This window comes from Sulfurospirillum sp. E15m, assembly GCF_059415145.1.
Genome location: NZ_JCAHZS010000001.1, coordinates 25218 through 46879, shown reverse-complemented (window position 1 = coordinate 46879; position 21662 = coordinate 25218). Strand labels below are relative to the sequence as shown.

Here is a 21662-nt window from a genome sequence, read left to right as displayed (position 1 = left end):
GATTACATCCTATCAATCAAAATAAACCCAAAAAAGATAACACCCAAATAGCCGTTTAGTGTAAAAAACGCTCGGTCAATTTTTGAAAAATCTTTAAGAACAATACGGTGCTCAAAGAAAAGCACAACCGCAGATACGGCAACACCGATGTAAGCAAAAAGTCCTAAGTGTGCACTGAGCGCAAAAAGTAACCAAAAAAGAATGGTTTGTGCATGAAACAATCTGGATATAAAAAAAGTCGCCTCTTTCCCAAAACGAGAAGGAATGGAAAAAAGACCATTGGTTTTATCATAGTCCATATCTTGCAACGAATACAAAAGATCAAATCCTGCGACCCAATACATGACTCCGATTGAGAGTAAAATGGACCACAACGGAATAGATTCTTGTACAGCAACCACCCCTGCAATCGGAGCTAACCCCAAAGAGACGCCCAAGACAAGGTGGGCATAAGGAGAAAAACGCTTAAAAAGCGAATAGCCCCCTAAAATAATCAAAATAGGCACGCTCATATGAAAAGCTAAATCATTAATTAAAGAGGCAACCGCTATAAAAACAAGTGCATTTAACAGAATAAAAAGCTGCATATTAAGCGCACCAATTCTCCCATCAACACTAGGGCGATTTGCCGTTCTTGGATTGTTTTTATCGATATCACGGTCTGCATAACGATTAAAAGCCATTGCAAAATTACGTGCACTAACGGCGGCTAATAGCCCTAAGATTAAAAGTTTAAAACCAAACCAGAGTGACCCACTTTGCGCTTTAGAGGAGACAATCATTGCCACAAATATAAAAGGAAGTGCGAAAACGGAATGTTTAAATACGATCAAATCGCTAATATCTTTAAGTTTTTGCCAAAATTGTTGCAATACAAACCTTTCGTTTAAGATGGGTAGATTTTACAACAAAACCCTTTAAAAGTGTTATAATTGCCTCTATTCTAATGCTTAATTAAAGAGAAAATGATTGAAAACGATTGCTATTTTAGGACCAACTGCATCTGGTAAAACAGCCTTGGCTATTGAACTAGCCCTTCGCTATGATGCCTTGATTGTATCACTTGATTCACTGAGTATTTACAAAGAAATTGATATTGCATCTGCCAAACCAACGCTCGCTGAAAGAAGGGGTATTCCACATTTTGGGATGGATGTACTCTACCCTAACGAACATTTTGATGTTACCATGTTTTTCACACTTTTTCGTGAAGCAAAAGAGAGGGCTTTGAGAGAAAATAAAAATCTTATTATCGTGGGTGGCACAGGTTTTTATCTCAAAGCAATGATGGAAGGACTTAGTCAAAAGCCTGAGATAGCGTTACATGTAAAAGAACACATCAAGCAGTATTTATGCAATCTCTCGTCAGCTTATGAAATGATTTGTAAATTCGATGCTCCTTACGCAGATAAAATAGCATCCAGTGATCGCTATCGCATTGAAAAATGGCTAGAGATTTTTTTAACGACCCACCGTATACCATCGGATTACTTAAGCCAATCAAAACAACCTCCCATTTTAGAAGATGTCAGTCTTTTTGAAATAGATATGCCAAAAGAAGAGCTAGCACAAAAAATCGCACTTAGAACAAAAGGAATGATTGCTCAAGGGCTTATTGATGAAGTGTTTAGTCTTGAGAAGCGTTACACCAGAACGCCTCAGTGCATGAAAGCGATTGGAATCAAAGAGGTGTTGGATTATTTTGACGGACAGCTTAAACTTGCAGAGCTTGATGAAAAAATCACAATCAATACCTTGCATTTAGCCAAACGCCAACGTACTTTTAATACATCACAGTTTCCAGCACATCCCAAACTAACTCTCTGTGAGCTCAAGCCGCTTATTGAAACAGTATTACATGTAAAATAAATCAGCGTGTTTTTTTAATAACCTCGCATCGTTAAAATAGTTTTAGATTTTCTTCACAAATGTTTTTCCATGAGCTATTGTCATTCACTTGGATACATTTCGTAAAGTAATCTTTCGCTTTGGTGTCCTCTTTGAGTTTAAGACTGAGTTCTCCGGCTTGATAGAAAAGGCGTATTTTATCTTTACTTCCTAAGTTTTTAAGGAGTAAGGATTCAGCAATACTTAACGCTTCTTTATCACGACCTAACCGTTTAAGTGCCTCGATATAATTAAACTCAAGATGAGGTGTCAGCGCTGTAGAGTTAAATTTCTTCTGCATATCCATTGCTGCTTGTGCGTACGTTACCAATAAAAGATCATTTTTAGCATCATCTGCCATTGTGACAATGGCATCATAAATATCTAAATTACTCGCTTCATTTGGATACAAAATTTTAATGCTCTCCGCAAGAGAAGCAGCACCTTCAAGGTTTTTGAGATTCACCAAGGAGAAGAAAAGATCACGTATCGTTTCTAATCCGATTTTTTCACGCAATGAAAAAGAGAGTGTTTTAAGGTCTTCCTTATACGCAAGGGCTTCTTTATATTTTCCCATTTGATAGAGTGCTTGTACTTCTCTTTGTGCCCAAGCGTAACGACTGGCTAATGAAGTATCTTTCAAGTGAGTGCTTGAGATTTCTCGCGCGCGATCAAAACGCGATACACGCATAAAACACTGAAACAGTTTTTCTTCGTGTTCTGGCTCGTTAATTTGGAGTTTATACGTTTCAATCAAATCAACCACACCTTGGCAGCCATCTTTTTGCAACTGCTGTAACGCCAAAGATTTTGCAGCTTCATAGATTAACTCTTCAGGTTTTATCTCAAAACGATCAGGTACTTTTGCCAAGGCATCTTGAAGCGCCAAAACATCTTCATAGCGCTTTTGTTTAAGCAATAAACTTGCTTTTTCCAAAAGTGCTTTTTGACCAATCTCATTATCATACGTATTAATTAATTTATCGTAATAATTTGCTAGCTTTGTCTCATTGTTTTCTTTGAGTTTAAAGAATAATGCATCTAAACTTTCTGTCACTTCTTGAACATAGTCACCGTCATTTTTATACTCACTGAGGTACTCTTGATAACGTTTATGTGCGGCTTCAACTTCATTGGCTTTTGCATGCCAGTCTCCGCTTTCTTTTAAAAGAAGCTCTCTGTTATCCGCTTTTTTAGGCAAGTTTTCCAATAAAAGGTCTGAAATACGCGCTGCTAAATCATACAACTTATGTTCGTACAATCGTTTGGCCAATTTGTAACTGGCATCAGGGTCTTTTAGCAAATAGTGTTCGTTAACATTGAGGACTTTGAGCAAATATTCTTTTGCTTCTTTCATTTTGCCCGCATCCATTTGATGGTCGCTTAAACGAATCGCCGCTTCTGAGGCGACATCCAAATCTTGCGCGCTGTACAATACATCTAAATAAAGCTTCATCGCCTTATCTTTTTCTTTTTTAATAAAAAGATTATCGGCAAAAAGAAGTATGGCTTTTTTCGTATAAAGATTATCAGGATGTTCGCTCACTAAGATATCGAGGAAATAGTTCGCATCCGATTTGGAACCCATTTTAAGATACGATTTTGTCATTAGCATAAACACTTCTGGAATGTTTTCATCACTCGTAAACTCTTTTGTCCAACGTTTGGCTATTTCGACAATATCGTTTTCATTAAAATTCAATGTGCCCGTATCTTCTGAGCGTGCGCTTAGAATCTTATCCATTGAACGCATTTCGTAGAGCTCTAGCTCACTGCGAAAAATTGAATTGGGGAAGGCACTTAAAACACGCTTGACGTTTTTGACAACACTCTCATAATCGCCGTGTTCATAATCTTTTTTAATATCTAAATAGAGCTGAATATCTTTACTTTGTGCATAAGAGATAGGTTTACCATTAAGGTCCAAAGCACCAATAGAAGGCATCTCATTTTTTTCATACGTGATGGGAAAATCAATTTGGTCATACAATGATTTTTTTTCATACAGAGGCTTTTCCTGAAACAAAATCATCCAATGTGCATAAAGTGTCTCTTTGGGCTTTGCTAAGACATCTGTTGTTTCATAGAGGCTGTCTTCGACAGGAATCAATTTGGAATCAATTTTTGGCTCCACGGCAATGTAAAACTCACCATCTTTATCGAAAAAATTTAGTTCGGCATATTGCATTTTTTTGGGTTCAATAGGTTTGTTAATGGGACGTTCTATTTTACACAAATACCGTTTTTTATCAAAAGCATCGGGAATCATTTCACAATAAAATGGTTTAGCATCCATAATATGCAAAATAGCATAATTCACTTTACTCTCTTTACCACTGTTGAAAACAATCTCAAGTGCGAGTAGTTGTACCGATGCAATCAGAAGGAATAAAATGTATTTCATGGGCACATTATAGCAAAATAAGGGGTATTTCACCCCTTATTTAATAACCGCTAGCAGAAACGTATTGCGTAATAATCCTCAGCAATGGTTCAATAAATACGATGGCAAACATTGTCACCATAGCAGCAAAACCAACAATAACCTTCAAAGGCGTGGACGCATTGGTTTTATATAAGCTAGCATCTGCCGTGACAGGTTCTTTTAAAAACATATAAATGACAAGTTTCATGTAGTAATAAACGGCAACAGCACTATTAAGAGCAATAATAACCGCTAAAAAGACGTATTCACTGTTAATGGCTGCACTAATTAAATAAAGTTTTCCCCAAAAAACGGAAAACGGAGGCATCCCCGCAAGTGCAAACATAAAGATACCCATAATCGTAGCCGTTGTTGGCATAATTTTGACAAGCCCAGAAAACTTTGTAAAAGGGTGTTGGTAACGTTCATCCCAAAGATTTCTACGGTGTCTTACAATCCAAAGCATGGTAAAGGCACCAAGGTTTGTAAACATAAAAAGTGTCCAATACAAGAAAAGTGCCGTATTGGCTTGGGTTGTACCAATTAAAATAGCCGCCATCATAAACCCTGCGTGGGAAATGGAACTAAAGGCAAGCATTCTTTTGACATCTTCTTGAACCAGTGCCGTCAAGTTTGCTAATGTCATGGTCAAAACAACCGCCACGTATAAAACATGTTCAATCCATGTGACACCTGAGGCAACTAACATTTCAAATAAACGCATTGCCACAACAAAACCAGCAATTTTTGGCACAACTGACATGTAACCTGCTAATGGGGCAGAGCTTCCTTCATACACATCTGGAGTCCATGTATGCGATGGAACTAATGAAAGTTTAAAGCCAAGAGCGCCTAGCATAAAAATCGTTGCGGCAAGCACACCTAAGAGAGGCTCAAATTGACGTTGTTGCAATACATGCTCAATCTGATGAATTTCAACGCTTCCGGTCATCGCATAAAAAAGAAGTGCTGAAAGACCATAAAATCCAGCCGCGAGTGCACCCATCGTAAAGTATTTAATTGCTGCTTCAAAGGCTTTTGCACGATTATGAAGTGCTATCAACGTATAAAGAGCCAAACTTGACGTCTCTAAGCCAATGAAAATCAAAATTAGGTTATCGCTTACAACCATAAATTGAAATCCGACAATCATAAACATAAAAAGTGCGTAAAATTCTGCCATTTTGAATTCTCTAAAATGGCGATGACTCATAGAAAGTGGCAAGAACAGTGCCGATGCAACTAAAATAATGACTTGTGCAATCACAGAAATACCATCAATTAACAAGACATCAAAAAATCCTCGAGCAGGACCATTGTAACCCACAACAGCACCACAATCTAAAATAATAAATAAAATAGTGACCATGGTTAAAAAGCTACGGTTCAGCCCTTTTACCGCCAAATCAACACAAATAATTGCCAAAGCACCGATGGTCATAATTGCCATAGGAAGAAGTGCATGTAAATTAAGTGCTGTTATATCAATTGAAATAGGATCCATTAGTTGGTCCCTCCTATTGTGTTGGCTTTAACAAGGACTTCTTTCGTTTTATTGATAATTGCTTTTTGTTCCATCAAGACCAAAACCTTTTGCACACTCATGTCAATGGTATTAAGAACCGGTTTAGGATAGATACCTAAAATAGCAACCAATGCGACTAAAGGAATGAGTGCGGTTAATTCTCTTGCATTGAGGTCTTTGAGTGTTTTATTTTCATCATGAACAACAGCGCCAAAAAATGATTTTTTATACAATACGAGCATATACACTGCCCCTAAAATAATGCCTGTTCCTGCAAGCAGTGTCATGACCCAATTGATACGATAAAATCCTACCAAAGATAAAAATTCTCCCACGAAACCAATGGTAAGCGGCAATCCAATGGACGCCATTAACATGATGCCGTAAATCGTTGCAAAATTTGGCATGACTGAAGCTAGCCCTCCAAAATCTGCCATAAGCTTGGTATGGCGTCTGTCATAAATAACGCCCACCAACATGAACAGTGCCCCACTCACGATACCATGACTGAGCATTAAGAAAATAGAGCCTGTTATGCCTTCCGCATTCATCGCGAAGGTACCTAAAATAACAATACCCATGTGTGAAATCGAACTATAGGCGATGACTTGTTTCATGTCTTCTTGTGCATATGCTATCATTGCCGCATAAATCACCATAATGATACAGATGATTGCGACTGGAATTAAAAAATAGATAGACGCATCAGGAAAGAGTGGTAATGAAAAACGAACAAAACCATAACTGCCCATTTTAAGAAGAACGGCTGCAAGAATGACTGAACCGATGGTCGGTGCTTGGCCATGCGCATAAGGAAGCCATGTATGAAATGGAAACATCGGTACTTTGATAGCAAAACCTAAGAAGAAAGCACCAAATAACCACAGTTGCGTTTCAAATGGAATTTGGAGTAAATACCAATCAGGCAACGAAAAGCTCCAAATACCTGTTTCATCATGGTATAAAAATCCCATATACAAGATACCCACGAGCATTAACACGGAGCCTGCAAACGTATAAAGGAAAAATTTAATGGCTGCGTACATTCTACGAGCACTACCCCATGCACCAATGATATAGAGCATTGGAACCAAAGAGAGTTCCCAAAAGGCATAAAACCAAATAACATCTAAAATAAGAAAAACTCCCACCATGGTCATTTCAAGAAACAATACGGAGATAATCAAGTTTTTAATATCTTTTTCAATGCTAAGACCAATTAATGCAATCATCGTAATAAATGTCGATAAGATTACAAGAAAAAGAGAAATGCCATCCACACCTAAATAATAGCTCATACCATAACTTGGAATAAACGCAAAATATTCAACAAATTGATACCCTGCATTCCCTGAGTCAAAACCAATCCATAAAATAATGGATAAGCAAAATTCAATGGCACTGACACTAATGCCATAAGCTCTAATACCCTCTTTAGCGACCAAAAAGCCTAAGAGTCCCGCCATCGCTGGGAAAAATACGAGAAGTGATAAAATATGTTCCATGCTCTAGCTCCTACACCATTGGTCTATAGACAATTGCAAGTGCAAGCAATACAACAATACCCACGATCATCCATCGTAACATATCGGAGAGATTTCCACTTTGCATTTTTCGGCTTCTTTGCCCCGTTGCATAAACCATTTTAGCAATCATATCAACGGTAAAATCCACCACTTTCATATCAAGTTTTTGCCATGCAAATTGTGATAACACGGTAAACGGCCTCATGATATAAAGCTCATATAACTTTGGAATATAGTATTGGTTGCTGAGTAATTTGTAACAAAACGTCTCTTCCAACGACTTTGCAAAGCCACCGTGCTTGTATTTGTACACTGCAAATCCAATGCCACTAAGTGCGATACCCAAGGTTGCCGCAATCAAAATGTATTCTGTTGCATGAGGGATATGAATCTCATATTCACTCAGAAGTCGTGTCACAAAACCTTCAAACGTATGCTCAAAGAAACCTGCAATCACAGCTAAAAGGCCTAATGGAAGCAAAGCATAAATCACAAACGGTTGTGCTTCATGCGGATGAAATCCATGTTTTACATACTCCTTCTCACCAAAAAAGACCAACATGACTAAACGGAAGCTATAAAAGGCTGTCATACCTGCACCCAAGAAGAGTGCAAACCAAAGAAAATAGGCACCTTCATTAAATGCTACTTCCAAAATTTTATCTTTTGAGAAAAAACCCGCAAACGGATAAATACCTGCGAGTGCTACGGAAGCTACGCTCATTAAAATCGCTGTGGCTTTCATAGAACCATACAAACCACCCATTTTTTTGATATTAAGTTCATCGTGCATTGCGTGCATAACATTTCCTGCACCTAAAAAGAGAAGTGATTTAAAGAAAGCATGTGTCATCAAGTGAAACAGTGCAATCCAATAAGCTCCAAGTCCTGCTGCGACAAACATATACCCTAATTGTGAAAGGGTTGAATACGCGATAATACGTTTTAGGTCGTTATTGACCAATGCCATTGAAGCGGCAAAAACTGCCACAAAAGCGCCTAAGGAAGCAATAGCAAAACCCATTTCAGGAATTAAGCTATAAAGTTCCCCACAACGAATGACCAAATAAACACCCGCTGTTACCATGGTCGCCGCATGAATCAAAGCAGAAACAGGCGTTGGACCTTCCATAGCATCGGCAAGCCATGTGTGCAGTGGAAATTGTGCTGATTTACCCATAGCACCGATAAATAAAAATGCTCCAATTAAAATGACAATGCCAAGAGGCATCTCTTTAACCGCAGCAAAAACTTCATCGTACTGAAAAGAACCAACATTCCAATAAATTAAAAACAGACCCATCAGCATTCCAAGGTCAGCAATTCTATTCATAATAAAGGCTTCGTTTGCTGCCCATGAGGCAGAGTGTTTATGGTACCAAAATCCTATCAGTAACCATGAACATAGACCAACGCCTTCCCAACCAATAAAAAGTCCTACAAAGTTATCGCTCATGACTAAAATCATCATGGAGAACACAAACGCTGAGAGGTAAGAGAAAAAACGGTTAAAGCTTTTATCGTGATCCATGTAACCGATAGAATAAATATGAACAATGGTTGAAACAAGGGTAACCGTCACCATCATAATCACTGAAACTTCATCTACAACGAAGCCAAAAGGTATCTCTAAATTACCCGCGGCAATCCAATCCATCATCGTTACATGTAAAGGTCCATACGTATTGACATCCACTAGCAAAATAAGCGATGCAATAAACGAAAGAGAGATAAGCATGGAAGCAACGATACCGGTAAAAATCATTTTAGGACGTGCCGCGAATAGTGCAACAAACAATGAACTTGCCAGTGGCGCAAACAGTGCTAAATAAAGAATTCTTTCCATCCCTTAGCCTTTCATCATTTGAATACTATTCAAATCAACAGAACCATTACGCTTATACCATAAGATAAGCAGTCCCAGACCCACAGCAACTTCACTAGCGGCAACGGCAATGATGAAAAATGCAAACATTTGTCCTGTTAAGTCACCATAATATTTTGAAACCGCAACAAAACCAATATTAATGGCATTGAGTAAAATTTCTGTTGAGAAAAAAAGCATTAAAAGGTTTGTTCTCTTCATCACACCCACAAGTCCAATAGCAAACAAAATACCCGTTAATACAAGATAGTGTGTTAGCGTGATCATTTGGCCTCCTTAACATCTTCTAATTCTTCATCTTCAATCGCTAAATTCTCGTCCATTTTTTTGCTAGCAAGGACAATCCCTGCAATCATCGCAACTAAAAGCATAATGGCCGCAAGCTCAAACGGTACGAGGTATTTCGTAAACAAGACAAGACCTATCATCTGAACATTGCCCATATTTTCAATGATAGGATAATTTGCTTTCACCGTATGTGATACCATTGGTGCCGCAAGAATAATAACAATTAAGATAGCACTGAGCACAAAAAGCGTATACGCAATTTTTTTAGAACGTACTTTTTCCGTAACATCACGTGTCGTATCAAAAAACATCATACCAAATGCGTACAATGCCATAATAGCGCCCGAATAAACGACAATTTGAACAACGCCTAAAAACTCTGCATCAAGAAGGAAAAAGAATCCTGAGATAAAAATCATACCTCCGGCTAACGCACTCATTGCATAGAGTGCATTTTTGCTTGTGACGACAATTGCAAACATGGCAATAGTGAGCGTAGCAAAGATATAAAATGCTATAACTTCATACATGACAACCTCAATACGCTAATGGTGTTTGTTTCACGGCTTCATCGGCATTATCACTCAATGCACCAAAACCTGGAAACTCTTTTTGTTGTTTGGCTTTAAAGGTATCAAGAGGGGTTAGCATATCCTCTTTGAGCCCAAAATGAGCACGTTGTTCACTGGCATTTTCATACTCAACACCATGCACAATCGCAAGCTCTGGACATACCTCAGCACAATACCCGCAGAAAATACAACGCCCGAAATTTATACTGTATTCACTGATGACTTTACGGCTCTTTTCATCCACATGTGTGTCCATACGGATACAATTTGAAATACAAATTTTTTCACACAAGCCACATCCAATGCAGCGCTCACTTCCACTTTCAAATAAACGAAGTAAACGATGAATTGCACGATAGCGTGGGCTCATTTCCATTTTTTCCAGTGGATATTGCACCGTGTGAATATCGAAACGAATCATCTCTCTTAAAACAATCCAAAGGCCAACGAAAAGCTCACCTTTAACGGTACGCTTAGCGAAACGTTTAAAGGCTTGCCAACCATTTTCAGGTTTTTCCTCACCATCAAAAAAGATATAATTTGAACCAATGTCCCTACGTTTAAAATCTTTTAGTTCCATCGTTTCCCCCTAAATTAACGCAAAGCCGGTAATTAAAATGTTAATAACCGCTAGAGGCATTAACACTTTCCAGCAAACCCACATCAACTGATCCGGTCTAATGTGTGGCCAAGCAGCTCTGACCCATAAGAAAAGAAAAACCCAAAATGAAACTTTTAAGAGCATGACCAAAGCACCGGGTATAAACCAAATAGGGTTGTAGCCACCAAGAAAGATAATGCTTACCAAAACAGAAATCGTAATCATATTGGCATATTCACCAACAAAAAAGAGTCCCCAACGCATGCCTGAATACTCTGTGGCATATCCGGCAACGACTTCTGCTTCAAATTCAATGGTATCAAACGGCGCACGGTTGGTTTCCATAAAGCCAGCCATCGCAAATAAAATAAATGCTAGGGGTTGTTTCCAAATCAACCAATGGGTAACCCCCTCACCTTGAAAATCGTTAATATCAATTAAAGATAAAGACCCTATCATCATAATAGGAGCCAATACCGAAAGACCTGTAACCACTTCAAAAGAGAGCATCTGCACTACCGCACGTGCCGCACCTAAGAGGGACCATTTATTAGAACTACTCATACCCGCAAGCAGTGGTCCATAAATCCCAACAGACGCTACACCCATGACATACAAAAGTGCTACGTTAATATCTGAAACGATGGGATGGATTTTATACCCAAAGAGTGTAAATTCAGGGAAATAGGGTACCGCCGCCATCGCAACAAACGCTGTAGTTGCAGCAATTACTGGTGCTATCATAAAAATAGGCTTCACTGCATTTTGCGGGATAATGTCTTCTTTTGTAAAAAGCTTAATACCATCCGCTGCTAATTGCAATAACCCATAAGGTCCCACATGCATTGGTCCAAGACGACGTTGCATAAACGCTAAAACTTTTCGCTCAATAAAGGTTGCAAATGCACCCATACCTGCAGTCACAGCTAGGACAATAACTGCTTTAACGATTGTTTCAATAATCACAGCTGTTTCATTCATGACTGACTCCTTTTAATACAACCTGAGCGAATCGGTAGCCATTTTCAAAAAACGGTGCAGTATCAATTTTTGTATCAAACGTTGGCAGATAAGGAATCATACCACCTAGATGTTGGTCTTCTTTAATGGCAATGGCCAATTTTGCACCTGCTTCATTACTTAAGCTTACCATGTCGCCATCTTTAAGATTTTGACTTTCCAAAAACTGTGCAGAAGCGTAAAGTGCACCCGCTTCATTTAGTTGATGCGCTTTGTTGGTGAACGCACTGAATTGATGTACAGGGTTGGCACGGTACACCATCAAAGTATCTTTACATGTAAAAGGTTCCAATGGCTCTACTTCATCGCTATACTCACTGGTTTGTGTCACAAGGGAATAGCCTCTGTTTTCGGTGCCGTCATTTTCATAACGATTCGGCAAAGCGTCAAATTTTTCAGACGTAAAGCCTTTGTGCGTCGGAAGTGCAGAGGTATAATCAATCGTCCATTCTGCTTCAAGCCCTAACGCATTTGCAAGATCATTAAGGCAGTACCCTTTAAAACCAACAGCCACATTGGTAGGAACAACGCGTTTGTTCATTGACGTAAACGTTCCTTCTTGCTGATTGAGTGCAGGCATTGCTAAATCGCCTTTACCCAGTGCACTTAATGTGAAGTCGCCTTTTGCATTGTATCCTAATGTAAAATTACCTTTAGTGTCGTCTAATTCACAAATCAATGCAACACCCAACGTATTGGTTCGTGAAGGGATAATCACCAAATCAAACGGTGTGAAACGCTCAATCAAGCCCAAAAGCTTTGCAATATTTTCAGCCCTTGGATGCATATAAAGGTCTTCCCCTGCGATAAGGCTAAAGCTATCTTTTTTATCTAAGAGTTTAGTAATTTTTTCAATCACATCTGCTTCAGCGCCAATCATATCAACAAGGGCATTTGTATCAATCTCTATCTCTTTATCCACTAGCTTTGTGATGGATGTGACAACTTCTTTTTCTTCGCCGCTCTCTTCATCTTTGACCATCTCTTTCACATCTTCCTTGATGCTCTCTTGAATGGTTTTTTTCTCCACCGTATGAAAGCTTGCAAGATATTCAACAACGCTTTTTGGCATCTGCTCTTTATCGCCAAAGAGGTCAAGCAGTAAATACGCAATGGCTTCTTCACTTCCTACTTTATGATGAATGCTCAATAAATTTTTTGAATACGCTTCAACAATCGGATCGGCAATCGGATGAAAATAAAGACCCGCACCTTTATTCATGCCTATGGCGTTGTTCATTGCGTACCCCGCATTTGGGCTATCGGTTTTGATTGCTGTTCCAAAACTCACGACAAAATTACTCTCACGAATCGTATTTAAATCTCCACTATACAGCGATGTCCCTGCCGTACTGGCATAAGCTTTTAAAAACTGTTGATAGGCTTTCGCATCAGCATTGATCAATCGATAGCCAAATTTTTCTTTGAGTTTTTGTAAAATCAACGCTTCTTCGTTCGTAATATAGCTGTCAAAAGTAATGGTATCGACTTTCGTTTTTAGAAGCTCAACGGCTTTGGCAAAAGCGGCTTCGTCTTTGCCTGCAACATCATTTTGGAAATCAAATCCGTAGCGAGCCGCTGCATGCAGAGGTGCATAATTGTGGTCGCTATTGACACGATAGATTTTGGGTTCAGGATTTGCGATGCTTGTATGCTTGACATCATAATACATCAAGGAACAGTCGCTGCTGTGTGGGTTAGAAGCTGGAATTTTTTTCAGTTCCCATGCGTTTGACGTGTACTGAAAATCACTGCCGACCAATGCGCCCACAGGACAAACTGCCGTACATTCACCGCACTGTGTACAGTCTAAGCTCTCAGCGCCACTCGCCACACCAATAATAGATTTTTGAAGCTTATTCCACATGGCATAAGCATCTTTTTCCGTTTTATCTTTCCATGCCTTATCCAGTTCCATACCACCACGAGGAACCGTTTTAAGCGCAGATTCGCCGATCATGTCTTTACAAACGGTTACACAACGCTCACAGACGATACACAAAGAGGCATCGTAATGAATTTTGCCCCAGTTTTTCGTTGGTCGATGCGTATCTGCGATACAATGGTGTTGGCTATCTACACCCATTTCTAATGTATAATTTTGCAATTCACATTCACCGCTTTGATCGCATACTCCGCACTCCAATGGATGATTAATGTCATAAATCTCCATAATTGCGCGACGTTCTTTTTCGATTTCTTCGCTTTTGGTGATAACATTCATGCCCTCTTTTGCACGTGCATTACAGCTGTAAGCGCGTTTACCATCAATATCGACTAAGCATAAACGACATGCTAAGGTTGGTGAACAGTTTGTTACATAACACAATGCTGGTATAAAAATACCATTTTTGCGGGCAACACCCAAAACATATTCTCCCTCTTTAGCAACACATTGTTTTCCATCAATCGTAATAACTACATCGCTCATTGCTCTGCCTTCACTATTTTTGCTACATGATAAGGATAGACGGCACTTGCTTTGTCACAAGGCATTAAAGCAATGACGCCTTTTAAGCTATCATCACGCACAAACGTACGGGGATAGACCTCTTGGTTAATGGTTACGTTGATTGTCTCATTATTTTGAACGCGAGCCGCCATTTGAAATTGAGGCGAACCCATCAATAATTGCGCTTCGGTATCTTGAACCACTGGGCATTGATAAACCACAACACCATCAAAACTTGGAATATTGTCAATTTCATGCATCATTTCATTAGGAGTTGCTGTACGCAAATCGTCTTGGCGTGCGCCTACCACATAAAGTGAAACATTGCTCGCGTGGTTGGCAATCAGTCCTGCAAAATTAGCAATCTGTATAGCACAAGGATGAGACATCAAATCTTCGCCTAAAACTAAAAGAATTTTGGTTGCGTTTGAGCAAATCGCTTCAATCTCCTCAATTTCTTCCTCTCCAATATTACTTTCAGCACTGACATAGCCTTCATCAAGCTCTTCAAAATAGGTTTTAAGCGGTTCTGGAAGTTTTACATGTAATAAAAAACTTTTGGCCAAAAGAGCAAAAACACCCTCTTCTGAGCCAACTTCGTAACGGCTAAAAAATGCACTTTTGGAACTTAATTTTGGATCTTCCATCGTAAAAAGATAGATCAATTTTGATCCTAAATCCACACATGCTTCAATCTCCTGAGCAAGCGCAACATCATTGCGCGAAGGTAATGTACCGATGGCAAGAATAACATCAGCCCCTTTACATGTCATCGCAAAATGTTCTTTATGGGTTTGTCCTAATGCATGAATAAATTTCTCTTTTTGGCTCACAGTTCTTCACCTTTGACTTTCTTGACGACAATCGTCCAGTCTGCCTCATTAAATTTTAATGAGTTCATCAACGTCCATCCAGCTTCTTTAATCACATCGGCACTTTTTTGCACAGAAGAAAAATCACCGATTTCAAACATAAAAATAGACACTTCGCCCTCACTGGTCTCATCAATAATTTCAAGCATGCGTCCGTAAAAATCATCTTTCAAGTGGCGTAAATCATAACGTTGCATTGATTTCTCCTATCTATCAATTTCGCCAAAGACGATGTTAGCATTACCAATAATCGCTACAACGTCGGCTAAATATTCACCCACTAACAGCTCTTGCAAGAAAGCGGTATGAAAGAAACTAGGGGTTCGGAGTTTTAATCGATACGGGTACGGATCACCTTGCGAGTTAATATAAAAACCAAGTTCCCCCTTAGGAGATTCCGTCGCGACATACACTTCTCCAACAGGAGGACGCATACCTTGCGTTACCAAAACAAAATGCTGCATTAAAGAGTAGTTTTGTGTCATAATCTGCTCTTTAGGTGCAGAGATATAATGCGGTGCATGTGCCATAAGTTCTGGCGTTGTGTCATCATACATTGGAATCAGTTGTTTTAAAATGCGAATGCTTTGACGCATCTCTTCCATATGCAATTTATACCTTCCGTAACTATCACATGTTGTACTCACCGGAACATCAAATTCGACTTCATCATACAGTTCGTACGGCTCTTCTTTACGAATATCCCATGCGATACCACTGCCTCTTAGCATCGGACCGCTGCATCCCCAGCTTTGCGCTTGCTCAGGCGTTACGACACCGACATCTTCCAAACGCATTTTCCAAATTCTGTTTTGATCCAACAATCCTTCGTAATCACCAATATCAAGGGGAAGATGGTTGATAAATTTATTAAGATTGTCTAACCATCCTTTTGGCAAATCAAGAGGCACACCACCAATTCTTACAGAAGAATGGGTCAAACGCGCACCACAATAATCTTCAATCAAATCAAGCGTGTACTCTCTTTCTCGAAACGCATAAAGAAAAATAGTCATTGCCCCCACATCCAAAGCGTGCGTTGCAAGCCAAAAAAGATGTGAAGAGATTCGGTTAAGTTCTAGGAGGAGCATACGAATAACTTTCGCACGACGAGGTACTTCAAGACCAATGAGTTTTTCAACAGCCAGTGCAAAGCCATAATTATTAGCACTTGCCGCGATATAATCCATCCTATCGGTGGTTGGCAAAAACTCATTGTAAATCATATTTTCTGCCATCTTTTCCATACCGCGGTGAAGATACCCGATATCAGGTGTTGATTTAACAACTTTTTCACCATCTAGCTCTAAAATCAAACGCAATTGGCCGTGTGAACTTGGGTGTTGAGGCCCAAAATTCACAATCATATGATTGTCTTCGCGTTCAAAGACCACGTTTTCAAAAAATGGTTTAAGTCGATTCACTTTTTGCATGGTTATGGTCTCTCTTTCAAGATTTTAGCATCTGCTTTTTTCAATTTTTTGACAATGAAAACGCCACCTTCTTCTTGATAATCTGTGATCGTTTTTTCTTTGCTAGGTTCTGCACCAAAAGGAACTTCATGCTCAAGACGCGCAAAACGGTACGTGTCACTTTCATCAACACGTGCACCATCACGCTCTTCAGGTCCGATGATATCACGGTACTCTTTACCAAAGATTTTGTCAATTTCATACCAACGTGCAGCTTCATCTCCATGCAATGGATAGGTTTTTCGCAGTGGATGGTCATACCAATCATCTGGCATTAAAAGACGCTTCATGTAAGGATGTCCACTAATAATCACACCAAACATATCGTACATCTCGCGTTCAGCCCAATCAGCGCTTTTATAGAGGCTGGTAACACTTTTAAGCGTCTCTTTTTCTTTTAGAAAACACTTGATGCGTAAACGCTTACGCTTAGACGTTGAAAGCATTTGGTAAAAAATCTCAAACTCACCACGTTTTGCCAACCAGTCAATGGCACTGTGCTCTGATAAAAAATTGTAACCAAGTTCATCTCTTAAACAGCGTAAGACTTCTACGTTATCGTTTGGATGAATATAAACGACCAATTGACCTCGTTGGATATAAGCGTCTTGAATCTCAAATTTTGCCTTAAGTGTCATCATGTCACTCGCAAAAATATCATCGCTTTCAACAGGCTCTTTTTGAATGAGTGGTGCAACGTAGTAGCGGTCGCTGTAATAGGGTTTTTTTTGTACGTTTTGTTTTTCGCTATAAGGTCTCATCATACCAACCTTTTAGGTGCTAGTTTTCGTGATGCTTTTTCTGTTCTAATTTTCTTTTGCAAAAGCATCAATGCGTATTGGAGTGTTTCAGGGCGTGGGGCACAACCGGGAAGATAAATATCCACCGGTACGATTCTATCAGCACCTTGAACCGTTGCATAGGTATTAAACATACCACCCGTATTGGCACAGCTTCCCATACTAATGACCCATTTTGGATCAGGCATCTGGTCATACAAACGGCGCATAAAAGGGGCATGTTTTTTCGTGAGAGTCCCTGCGATGACAATAACATCCGCTTGTCTGGGGCTGGCTCTAAAAATCGTTCCAAAACGGTCAAAGTCATAACGACTTGCACCCGTTGCCATCATCTCAATCGCACAACAGGCCAATCCATAAGTAAGTGGCCAAAGAGAGTTACTGCGCCCCCATTGCACCAATTTATCCACCGTTGTCAGTGCAACAGGAAGTCCCGCTTCTTGAAGGTAATTTATTTTATGCTGTGCCATTCAAGTGCTCCTTTTCTCCATGCATATACAAACCCGATAGCCAAAACGATCACAAATAAAATCATCTCAACAAAACCAAACATTCCAAGAACCTTAAAATTCACCGCCCATGGGAACATAAAAATAACTTCCACGTCAAACAAAATAAATAAAACGGCAAAAAGATAAAAATGCGCAGAAATTTTATTGGGTTGTTTGGTGACTTCTGGTCCACATTCATAAATGGTTAGCTTTAATTTTTCCGTATCGAGTCGTGCCATATTACGGCTAATAGAGCGCGCTAATACCGTAATACCGTAAAAAACGACTGCACCAAATACGACAAGAAAAAAAGATCCAAAGTATGGATGTGCAAAATCCATATGTGACAAAGGGGTCATACGAAATCCTTCGATATTTTTTCAAGACAAATCTATCTCAAAGTTTTTGAGAAAACTCTAAGATAGGCTTACTATATAATTTTTTTAATGCATAAATCCGACAGATTTTGCATCGCCAAACGCGCCTTTTGTTTCTCTATCAATTGCTAATTTAAAATCTTCAAATGTAAAGATTGGCTCGCTCTTCGTTGCGACTTTAAGGGCTGCATTTTTCAGAACAACACGAATTTGCCCACCGGTTAGAGGATAGAATGCTAGTTTTTCAATATCTAAATCTTTTTCATACGTTGCGTTTTCAGGAAGTAATTTTTTCCATAAAGAAACACGTTGTGAAAAATCTGGTTTTTCAAATGCGATTTTATAATCAAAACGTCTTGAGAATGCAGGATCTATCGTCTCTAAAAGGTTTGTCGTTGCAATAAGTAGTCCATCGAAGCGTTCAATCTGCTCTAAAAAAATATTTTGCATTTGATTGTGCATTTTATCGGCACTTGCTCCACTATCGGTTGAACGCGCGCTTAAAAACTGGTCTGCCTCGTTTAAAAGCAAAAGTGGCTCACTCTTTGTCTTTTTACACAACTCTTTATAGGTATCAAAGATATTACGAACATTTTTTTCACTCTCTCCGACATACTTTGATAAAATTTTTGAACAATCAAAACTAAGCACTCTTTTCTTCATTGACTTGGCTAAGGATAGAGCTGTCATCGTTTTACCTGTTCCTGGAGGTCCGTATAAAATAATCTTCGCATCAATACCGCTACGTCGCTCTTTAATACCCCATTCACGCAGTAGCTTCACGACATTTTTATCAATTTGCTTTAATAGATTGTCTAAAACTTCTTTTGTCTTTGGATGCAAAACAACATCATCCAAATTGGTTTTAGGGTCAATAAGCTCAAATAATTCTTGCTCACCAATGAGCATGTCAAGTTTTATTTTTTTACTTTTTTTCTCTTTATTAGGGTGCATAATCTTTTGTAAAATCTCTTCAGAGATAAAAAAGCTTCGCGTCACACCACCAAAAGTACTAAGCATCTCATCGTAGTCAATAATCATATTTTCAATAAGTTTTGAGCCCTCTTCCAATAAAGAACGATTTTTGATTTTCTCATAATCATCAATACTAATCAAACTAATGAGTGTATTCATATCCCGTAAACTCTCAAATTCACCAGCATATTCTTCTTTAAGCAGGGCTAGGAAAATGAGTTGCTCTTTGGCACTGAGTTCGTTTTCTTTAAAAATTGTCTCGACGACAATCTCATTTTGTGTTACTTTTATACGCTCAGATATTCTGCTTTCTAAAAGGTCCAATTTGTTCTTAATGCGTCCCATACTAGGTGAATTTTCTGCTGCACCATGATTGGTTTGACTAAATTTTTGATACAGCTCAATACGAAAAAATTGGTCTTTTAAATATTCTAGATGATCAGCATAAGGCGTAACATCTGGTAACACTACTTCAAGTGTGCCCTCTTCCAAAAGCTTTAAAAAGGCTGAACTAAGAGAAACACTACTATTTAAGAGCTCTAAGTTTGAGACATCCACTATCTTAGAATTTAAAAAACTATTTTGAACAATCCATCCTTGTTCAATTAAATCTTTCACTAACGAGAGGTGATGTAAATGTGCATAGTTTTTTTCGCCAAACAATTTGATAAGAATGTCTGATATACCGATGTCTACTGAGCCTATCACGTACTCTTTTGTCATCATTTGTAGAAACTTTACTTCATCAAGTGAGCATTTTAAATGCTCATAAATTTGGCATGTCTGTACGTCTTTACTCTCTAGAAAATCAACCAAATACTGCAATAGTGAACCTTTTATCCATGTGAAAAAATTATATGACTCTTACATGAGAAATGTATAATGACAAGATGATAATAAAATAACCCTTTGGTTATGAAGTTAATTCTGCTTTTTGCGCAAGATTCCACCCGCTTGAACTTTCTCTTTTAGTACTCGTTTTAAAACTTTACCCGTAGCATTTTTGGGAAGTTCTTCAACAAAATAGATATGCTTTGGCAACTTGAAATTTGCTAAATGATTTTTAAGATAGTGACGTAATTCAACCTCTTGAAGAGTGACACCTTCTTTAGGTTGTATAAACGCTAAAACATCTTCATCTTTGGTTTCATCTCTAAGCCCAATAACAGCAACAGCATCAACCCCTTCGTATTTGTAGATAATTTCCTCAATTTCTCTAGGATAAATATTAATTCCTTTAGAGATAATCAAATCTTTTTTGCGATCTACAATATAGATAAAACCATCTTCGTCTTTTTTACCCAAATCACCGCTTAAAAGCCATCCATTCACAATCGTTTCATCCGTTGCGTCAGAATGCCCCAAATAGCCTTGCATGACACAATCGCCCTTAATCATAATTTCGCCAACTTCACCCGTTTTAACTTCCATTCGTTCTTCATTGACTATTTTAATTTCATAGCTTGGAAGTGGTAATCCAACAGAGAGAGGTTTTTGATGGTTAAGACGATTGACACATACCGCAGGGGAACATTCACTCAACCCATAACCTTCCAACAGTTTTGCTTTTTTAAATTTAGCATTAAAATCATTGAGAGCTTGCTCACTGAGTGGTGCACTACCAGAAATAAAAATACGTACTTTATTAAACCACATAAAATACCAAGGAATTTTTGCTTTTAACAATGCAGTGTACAGTGTGGGGACACCTAAAAATATGGTTACTTGCTTTAATAACGTCTGTTTAAGCACATTGGCAAAAGGAAAAACAGAGCGTACAATGACAACGCTTGAACACGTGTACATAGGAAGGAGTACCATAATAGAAAGCGTAAAAGAGTGAAACATCGGTAAAAAAACAATAAAGCGATCTTTTTCCGTAATTTGAAATGAGATAGAACCAGCAATGGCATTTGAAAAGAAATTACGATACGAGAGCATCGCACCTTTAGGTTTGCCTGTTGTGCCTGACGTATAAACGATACACGCTAAATCATCCAATAAAGGTTTATTGCTCAAACGCTCATGTGTTTCTAAATTAGCATCAATTTCAGTAAAGCTATAATTGCGCTCATCTAAGCGTTCGTATTTGTCCGTCCATACAATTTTTTCAACTTTCGTTGTATCAAGTAACCCTTGAGTCTCTTTCGCATAAGCAGCTGAAGAGATAAGCATACGAGCACCGCAGTCATTTAGAATATATTCAAATTCTTCTTTTTTTAAGAAGGTATTTAGAGGAACGGCAATCGCACCTATTTTAGTGATAGCAAAAAGTGAAACGATAAATTCTTCAGAGTTGCCAACGATCATGGCAACTCTGTCTTTGCTTTTAATACCACTAAATTCCAAGAAACGCGCAAATGTATCAATATTTTGTTTTAATTTTAAATACGTGACTTTGCGGTCATCTATAAAAATAGCTGTCTTTTTAGGAGCTTTTTTAGCGTTCGCTTCTATTACCTCGTAAAAATTCTGGTACGTATATTCAAGCATC

At 38.6% G+C, this 21662-nt stretch carries 19 protein-coding genes; 1 reads left to right on the top strand and 18 read right to left on the bottom strand.

Features of this window, described 5'->3' with window-relative positions; translation table 11 throughout:
- Positions 1–2: 2 nt before the first annotated feature.
- A complete protein-coding gene (gene mqnP, locus AC5SLP_RS00240; protein WP_495253126.1) occupies positions 3–872 on the bottom strand; it encodes a menaquinone biosynthesis prenyltransferase MqnP in 870 nt (289 codons plus the stop codon).
- Between the two features lie 97 nt (positions 873–969).
- On the opposite strand from mqnP, the gene miaA reads away from it, so the two are divergent.
- Positions 970–1869, top strand: a complete 900-nt coding sequence (gene miaA / locus AC5SLP_RS00235) for a tRNA (adenosine(37)-N6)-dimethylallyltransferase MiaA (protein WP_495253125.1) — start codon at positions 970–972, stop codon at positions 1867–1869.
- Positions 1870–1900: 31 nt separating this feature from the next.
- Here miaA and AC5SLP_RS00230 read toward each other — a convergent pair whose 3' ends face one another.
- The 17 genes from AC5SLP_RS00230 to AC5SLP_RS00150 all read right to left on the bottom strand — a co-directional run bounded on the left by AC5SLP_RS00230 (position 1901) and on the right by AC5SLP_RS00150 (position 21661).
- The gene (locus AC5SLP_RS00230) at positions 1901–4291 is read right to left on the bottom strand and encodes a tetratricopeptide repeat protein (RefSeq protein WP_495253124.1); all 2391 of its coding nucleotides are present in this window, start codon (positions 4289–4291) and stop codon (positions 1901–1903) included.
- A gap of 40 nt (positions 4292–4331) precedes the next feature.
- Positions 4332–5816 (bottom strand): NADH-quinone oxidoreductase subunit NuoN, encoded by a 1485-nt coding sequence (gene nuoN / locus AC5SLP_RS00225; protein WP_495253123.1) that lies wholly within the window; start codon positions 5814–5816, stop codon positions 4332–4334.
- The gene (locus AC5SLP_RS00220; RefSeq protein ID WP_495253122.1) at positions 5816–7342 is read right to left on the bottom strand and encodes an NADH-quinone oxidoreductase subunit M; all 1527 of its coding nucleotides are present in this window, start codon (positions 7340–7342) and stop codon (positions 5816–5818) included. The genes nuoN and AC5SLP_RS00220 overlap by 1 nt, the downstream gene beginning before the upstream one ends.
- A 10-nt stretch (positions 7343–7352) precedes the next feature.
- Positions 7353–9209, bottom strand: a complete 1857-nt coding sequence (gene nuoL / locus AC5SLP_RS00215) for an NADH-quinone oxidoreductase subunit L (protein ID WP_495253121.1) — start codon at positions 9207–9209, stop codon at positions 7353–7355.
- 3 nt (positions 9210–9212) lie between these two features.
- Positions 9213–9515, bottom strand: a complete 303-nt coding sequence (gene nuoK / locus AC5SLP_RS00210; protein ID WP_495253120.1) for an NADH-quinone oxidoreductase subunit NuoK — start codon at positions 9513–9515, stop codon at positions 9213–9215.
- The gene (locus AC5SLP_RS00205; RefSeq protein WP_495253119.1) at positions 9512–10066 is read right to left on the bottom strand and encodes an NADH-quinone oxidoreductase subunit J; all 555 of its coding nucleotides are present in this window, start codon (positions 10064–10066) and stop codon (positions 9512–9514) included. The genes nuoK and AC5SLP_RS00205 overlap by 4 nt, the downstream gene beginning before the upstream one ends.
- Before the next feature lie 7 nt (positions 10067–10073).
- The gene (nuoI, locus tag AC5SLP_RS00200) at positions 10074–10688 is read right to left on the bottom strand and encodes an NADH-quinone oxidoreductase subunit NuoI (protein WP_495253118.1); all 615 of its coding nucleotides are present in this window, start codon (positions 10686–10688) and stop codon (positions 10074–10076) included.
- Between the two features lie 9 nt (positions 10689–10697).
- Positions 10698–11690, bottom strand: a complete 993-nt coding sequence (gene nuoH, locus AC5SLP_RS00195) for an NADH-quinone oxidoreductase subunit NuoH (protein WP_495253117.1) — start codon at positions 11688–11690, stop codon at positions 10698–10700.
- A complete protein-coding gene (locus tag AC5SLP_RS00190; RefSeq protein WP_495253116.1) occupies positions 11683–14160 on the bottom strand; it encodes an NADH-quinone oxidoreductase subunit G in 2478 nt (825 codons plus the stop codon). Before AC5SLP_RS00190 ends, nuoH begins: the two co-directional genes overlap by 8 nt.
- Positions 14157–15014, bottom strand: coding sequence for a hypothetical protein (locus AC5SLP_RS00185; RefSeq protein WP_495253115.1), 858 nt, complete (start codon positions 15012–15014; stop codon positions 14157–14159). Before AC5SLP_RS00185 ends, AC5SLP_RS00190 begins: the two co-directional genes overlap by 4 nt.
- Positions 15011–15250, bottom strand: coding sequence for an NADH-ubiquinone oxidoreductase subunit E family protein (locus AC5SLP_RS00180; protein WP_495253114.1), 240 nt, complete (start codon positions 15248–15250; stop codon positions 15011–15013). Before AC5SLP_RS00180 ends, AC5SLP_RS00185 begins: the two co-directional genes overlap by 4 nt.
- A gap of 9 nt (positions 15251–15259) precedes the next feature.
- On the bottom strand, positions 15260–16486 hold the full coding sequence (gene nuoD, locus AC5SLP_RS00175; RefSeq protein ID WP_495253113.1) for an NADH dehydrogenase (quinone) subunit D: 1227 nt from the start codon (positions 16484–16486) through the stop codon (positions 15260–15262).
- Between the two features lie 2 nt (positions 16487–16488).
- Positions 16489–17289: an NADH-quinone oxidoreductase subunit C gene (locus AC5SLP_RS00170; RefSeq protein WP_495253112.1), complete on the bottom strand. Its 801-nt coding sequence runs from the start codon at positions 17287–17289 to the stop codon at positions 16489–16491.
- The gene (locus tag AC5SLP_RS00165; protein WP_012855943.1) at positions 17286–17795 is read right to left on the bottom strand and encodes a NuoB/complex I 20 kDa subunit family protein; all 510 of its coding nucleotides are present in this window, start codon (positions 17793–17795) and stop codon (positions 17286–17288) included. The genes AC5SLP_RS00170 and AC5SLP_RS00165 overlap by 4 nt, the downstream gene beginning before the upstream one ends.
- Entirely contained in the window at positions 17777–18175 is a 399-nt protein-coding gene (locus tag AC5SLP_RS00160) for an NAD(P)H-quinone oxidoreductase subunit 3 (RefSeq protein WP_495253111.1), read from the bottom strand. The genes AC5SLP_RS00165 and AC5SLP_RS00160 overlap by 19 nt, the downstream gene beginning before the upstream one ends.
- Positions 18176–18259: 84 nt before the next feature.
- Positions 18260–19993, bottom strand: a complete 1734-nt coding sequence (locus AC5SLP_RS00155; RefSeq protein ID WP_495253110.1) for an ATP-binding protein — start codon at positions 19991–19993, stop codon at positions 18260–18262.
- A gap of 96 nt (positions 19994–20089) precedes the next feature.
- Positions 20090–21661, bottom strand: a complete 1572-nt coding sequence (locus AC5SLP_RS00150) for a fatty acid--CoA ligase (RefSeq protein WP_495253109.1) — start codon at positions 21659–21661, stop codon at positions 20090–20092.
- Between the last annotated feature and the right edge of the window lies 1 nt (position 21662).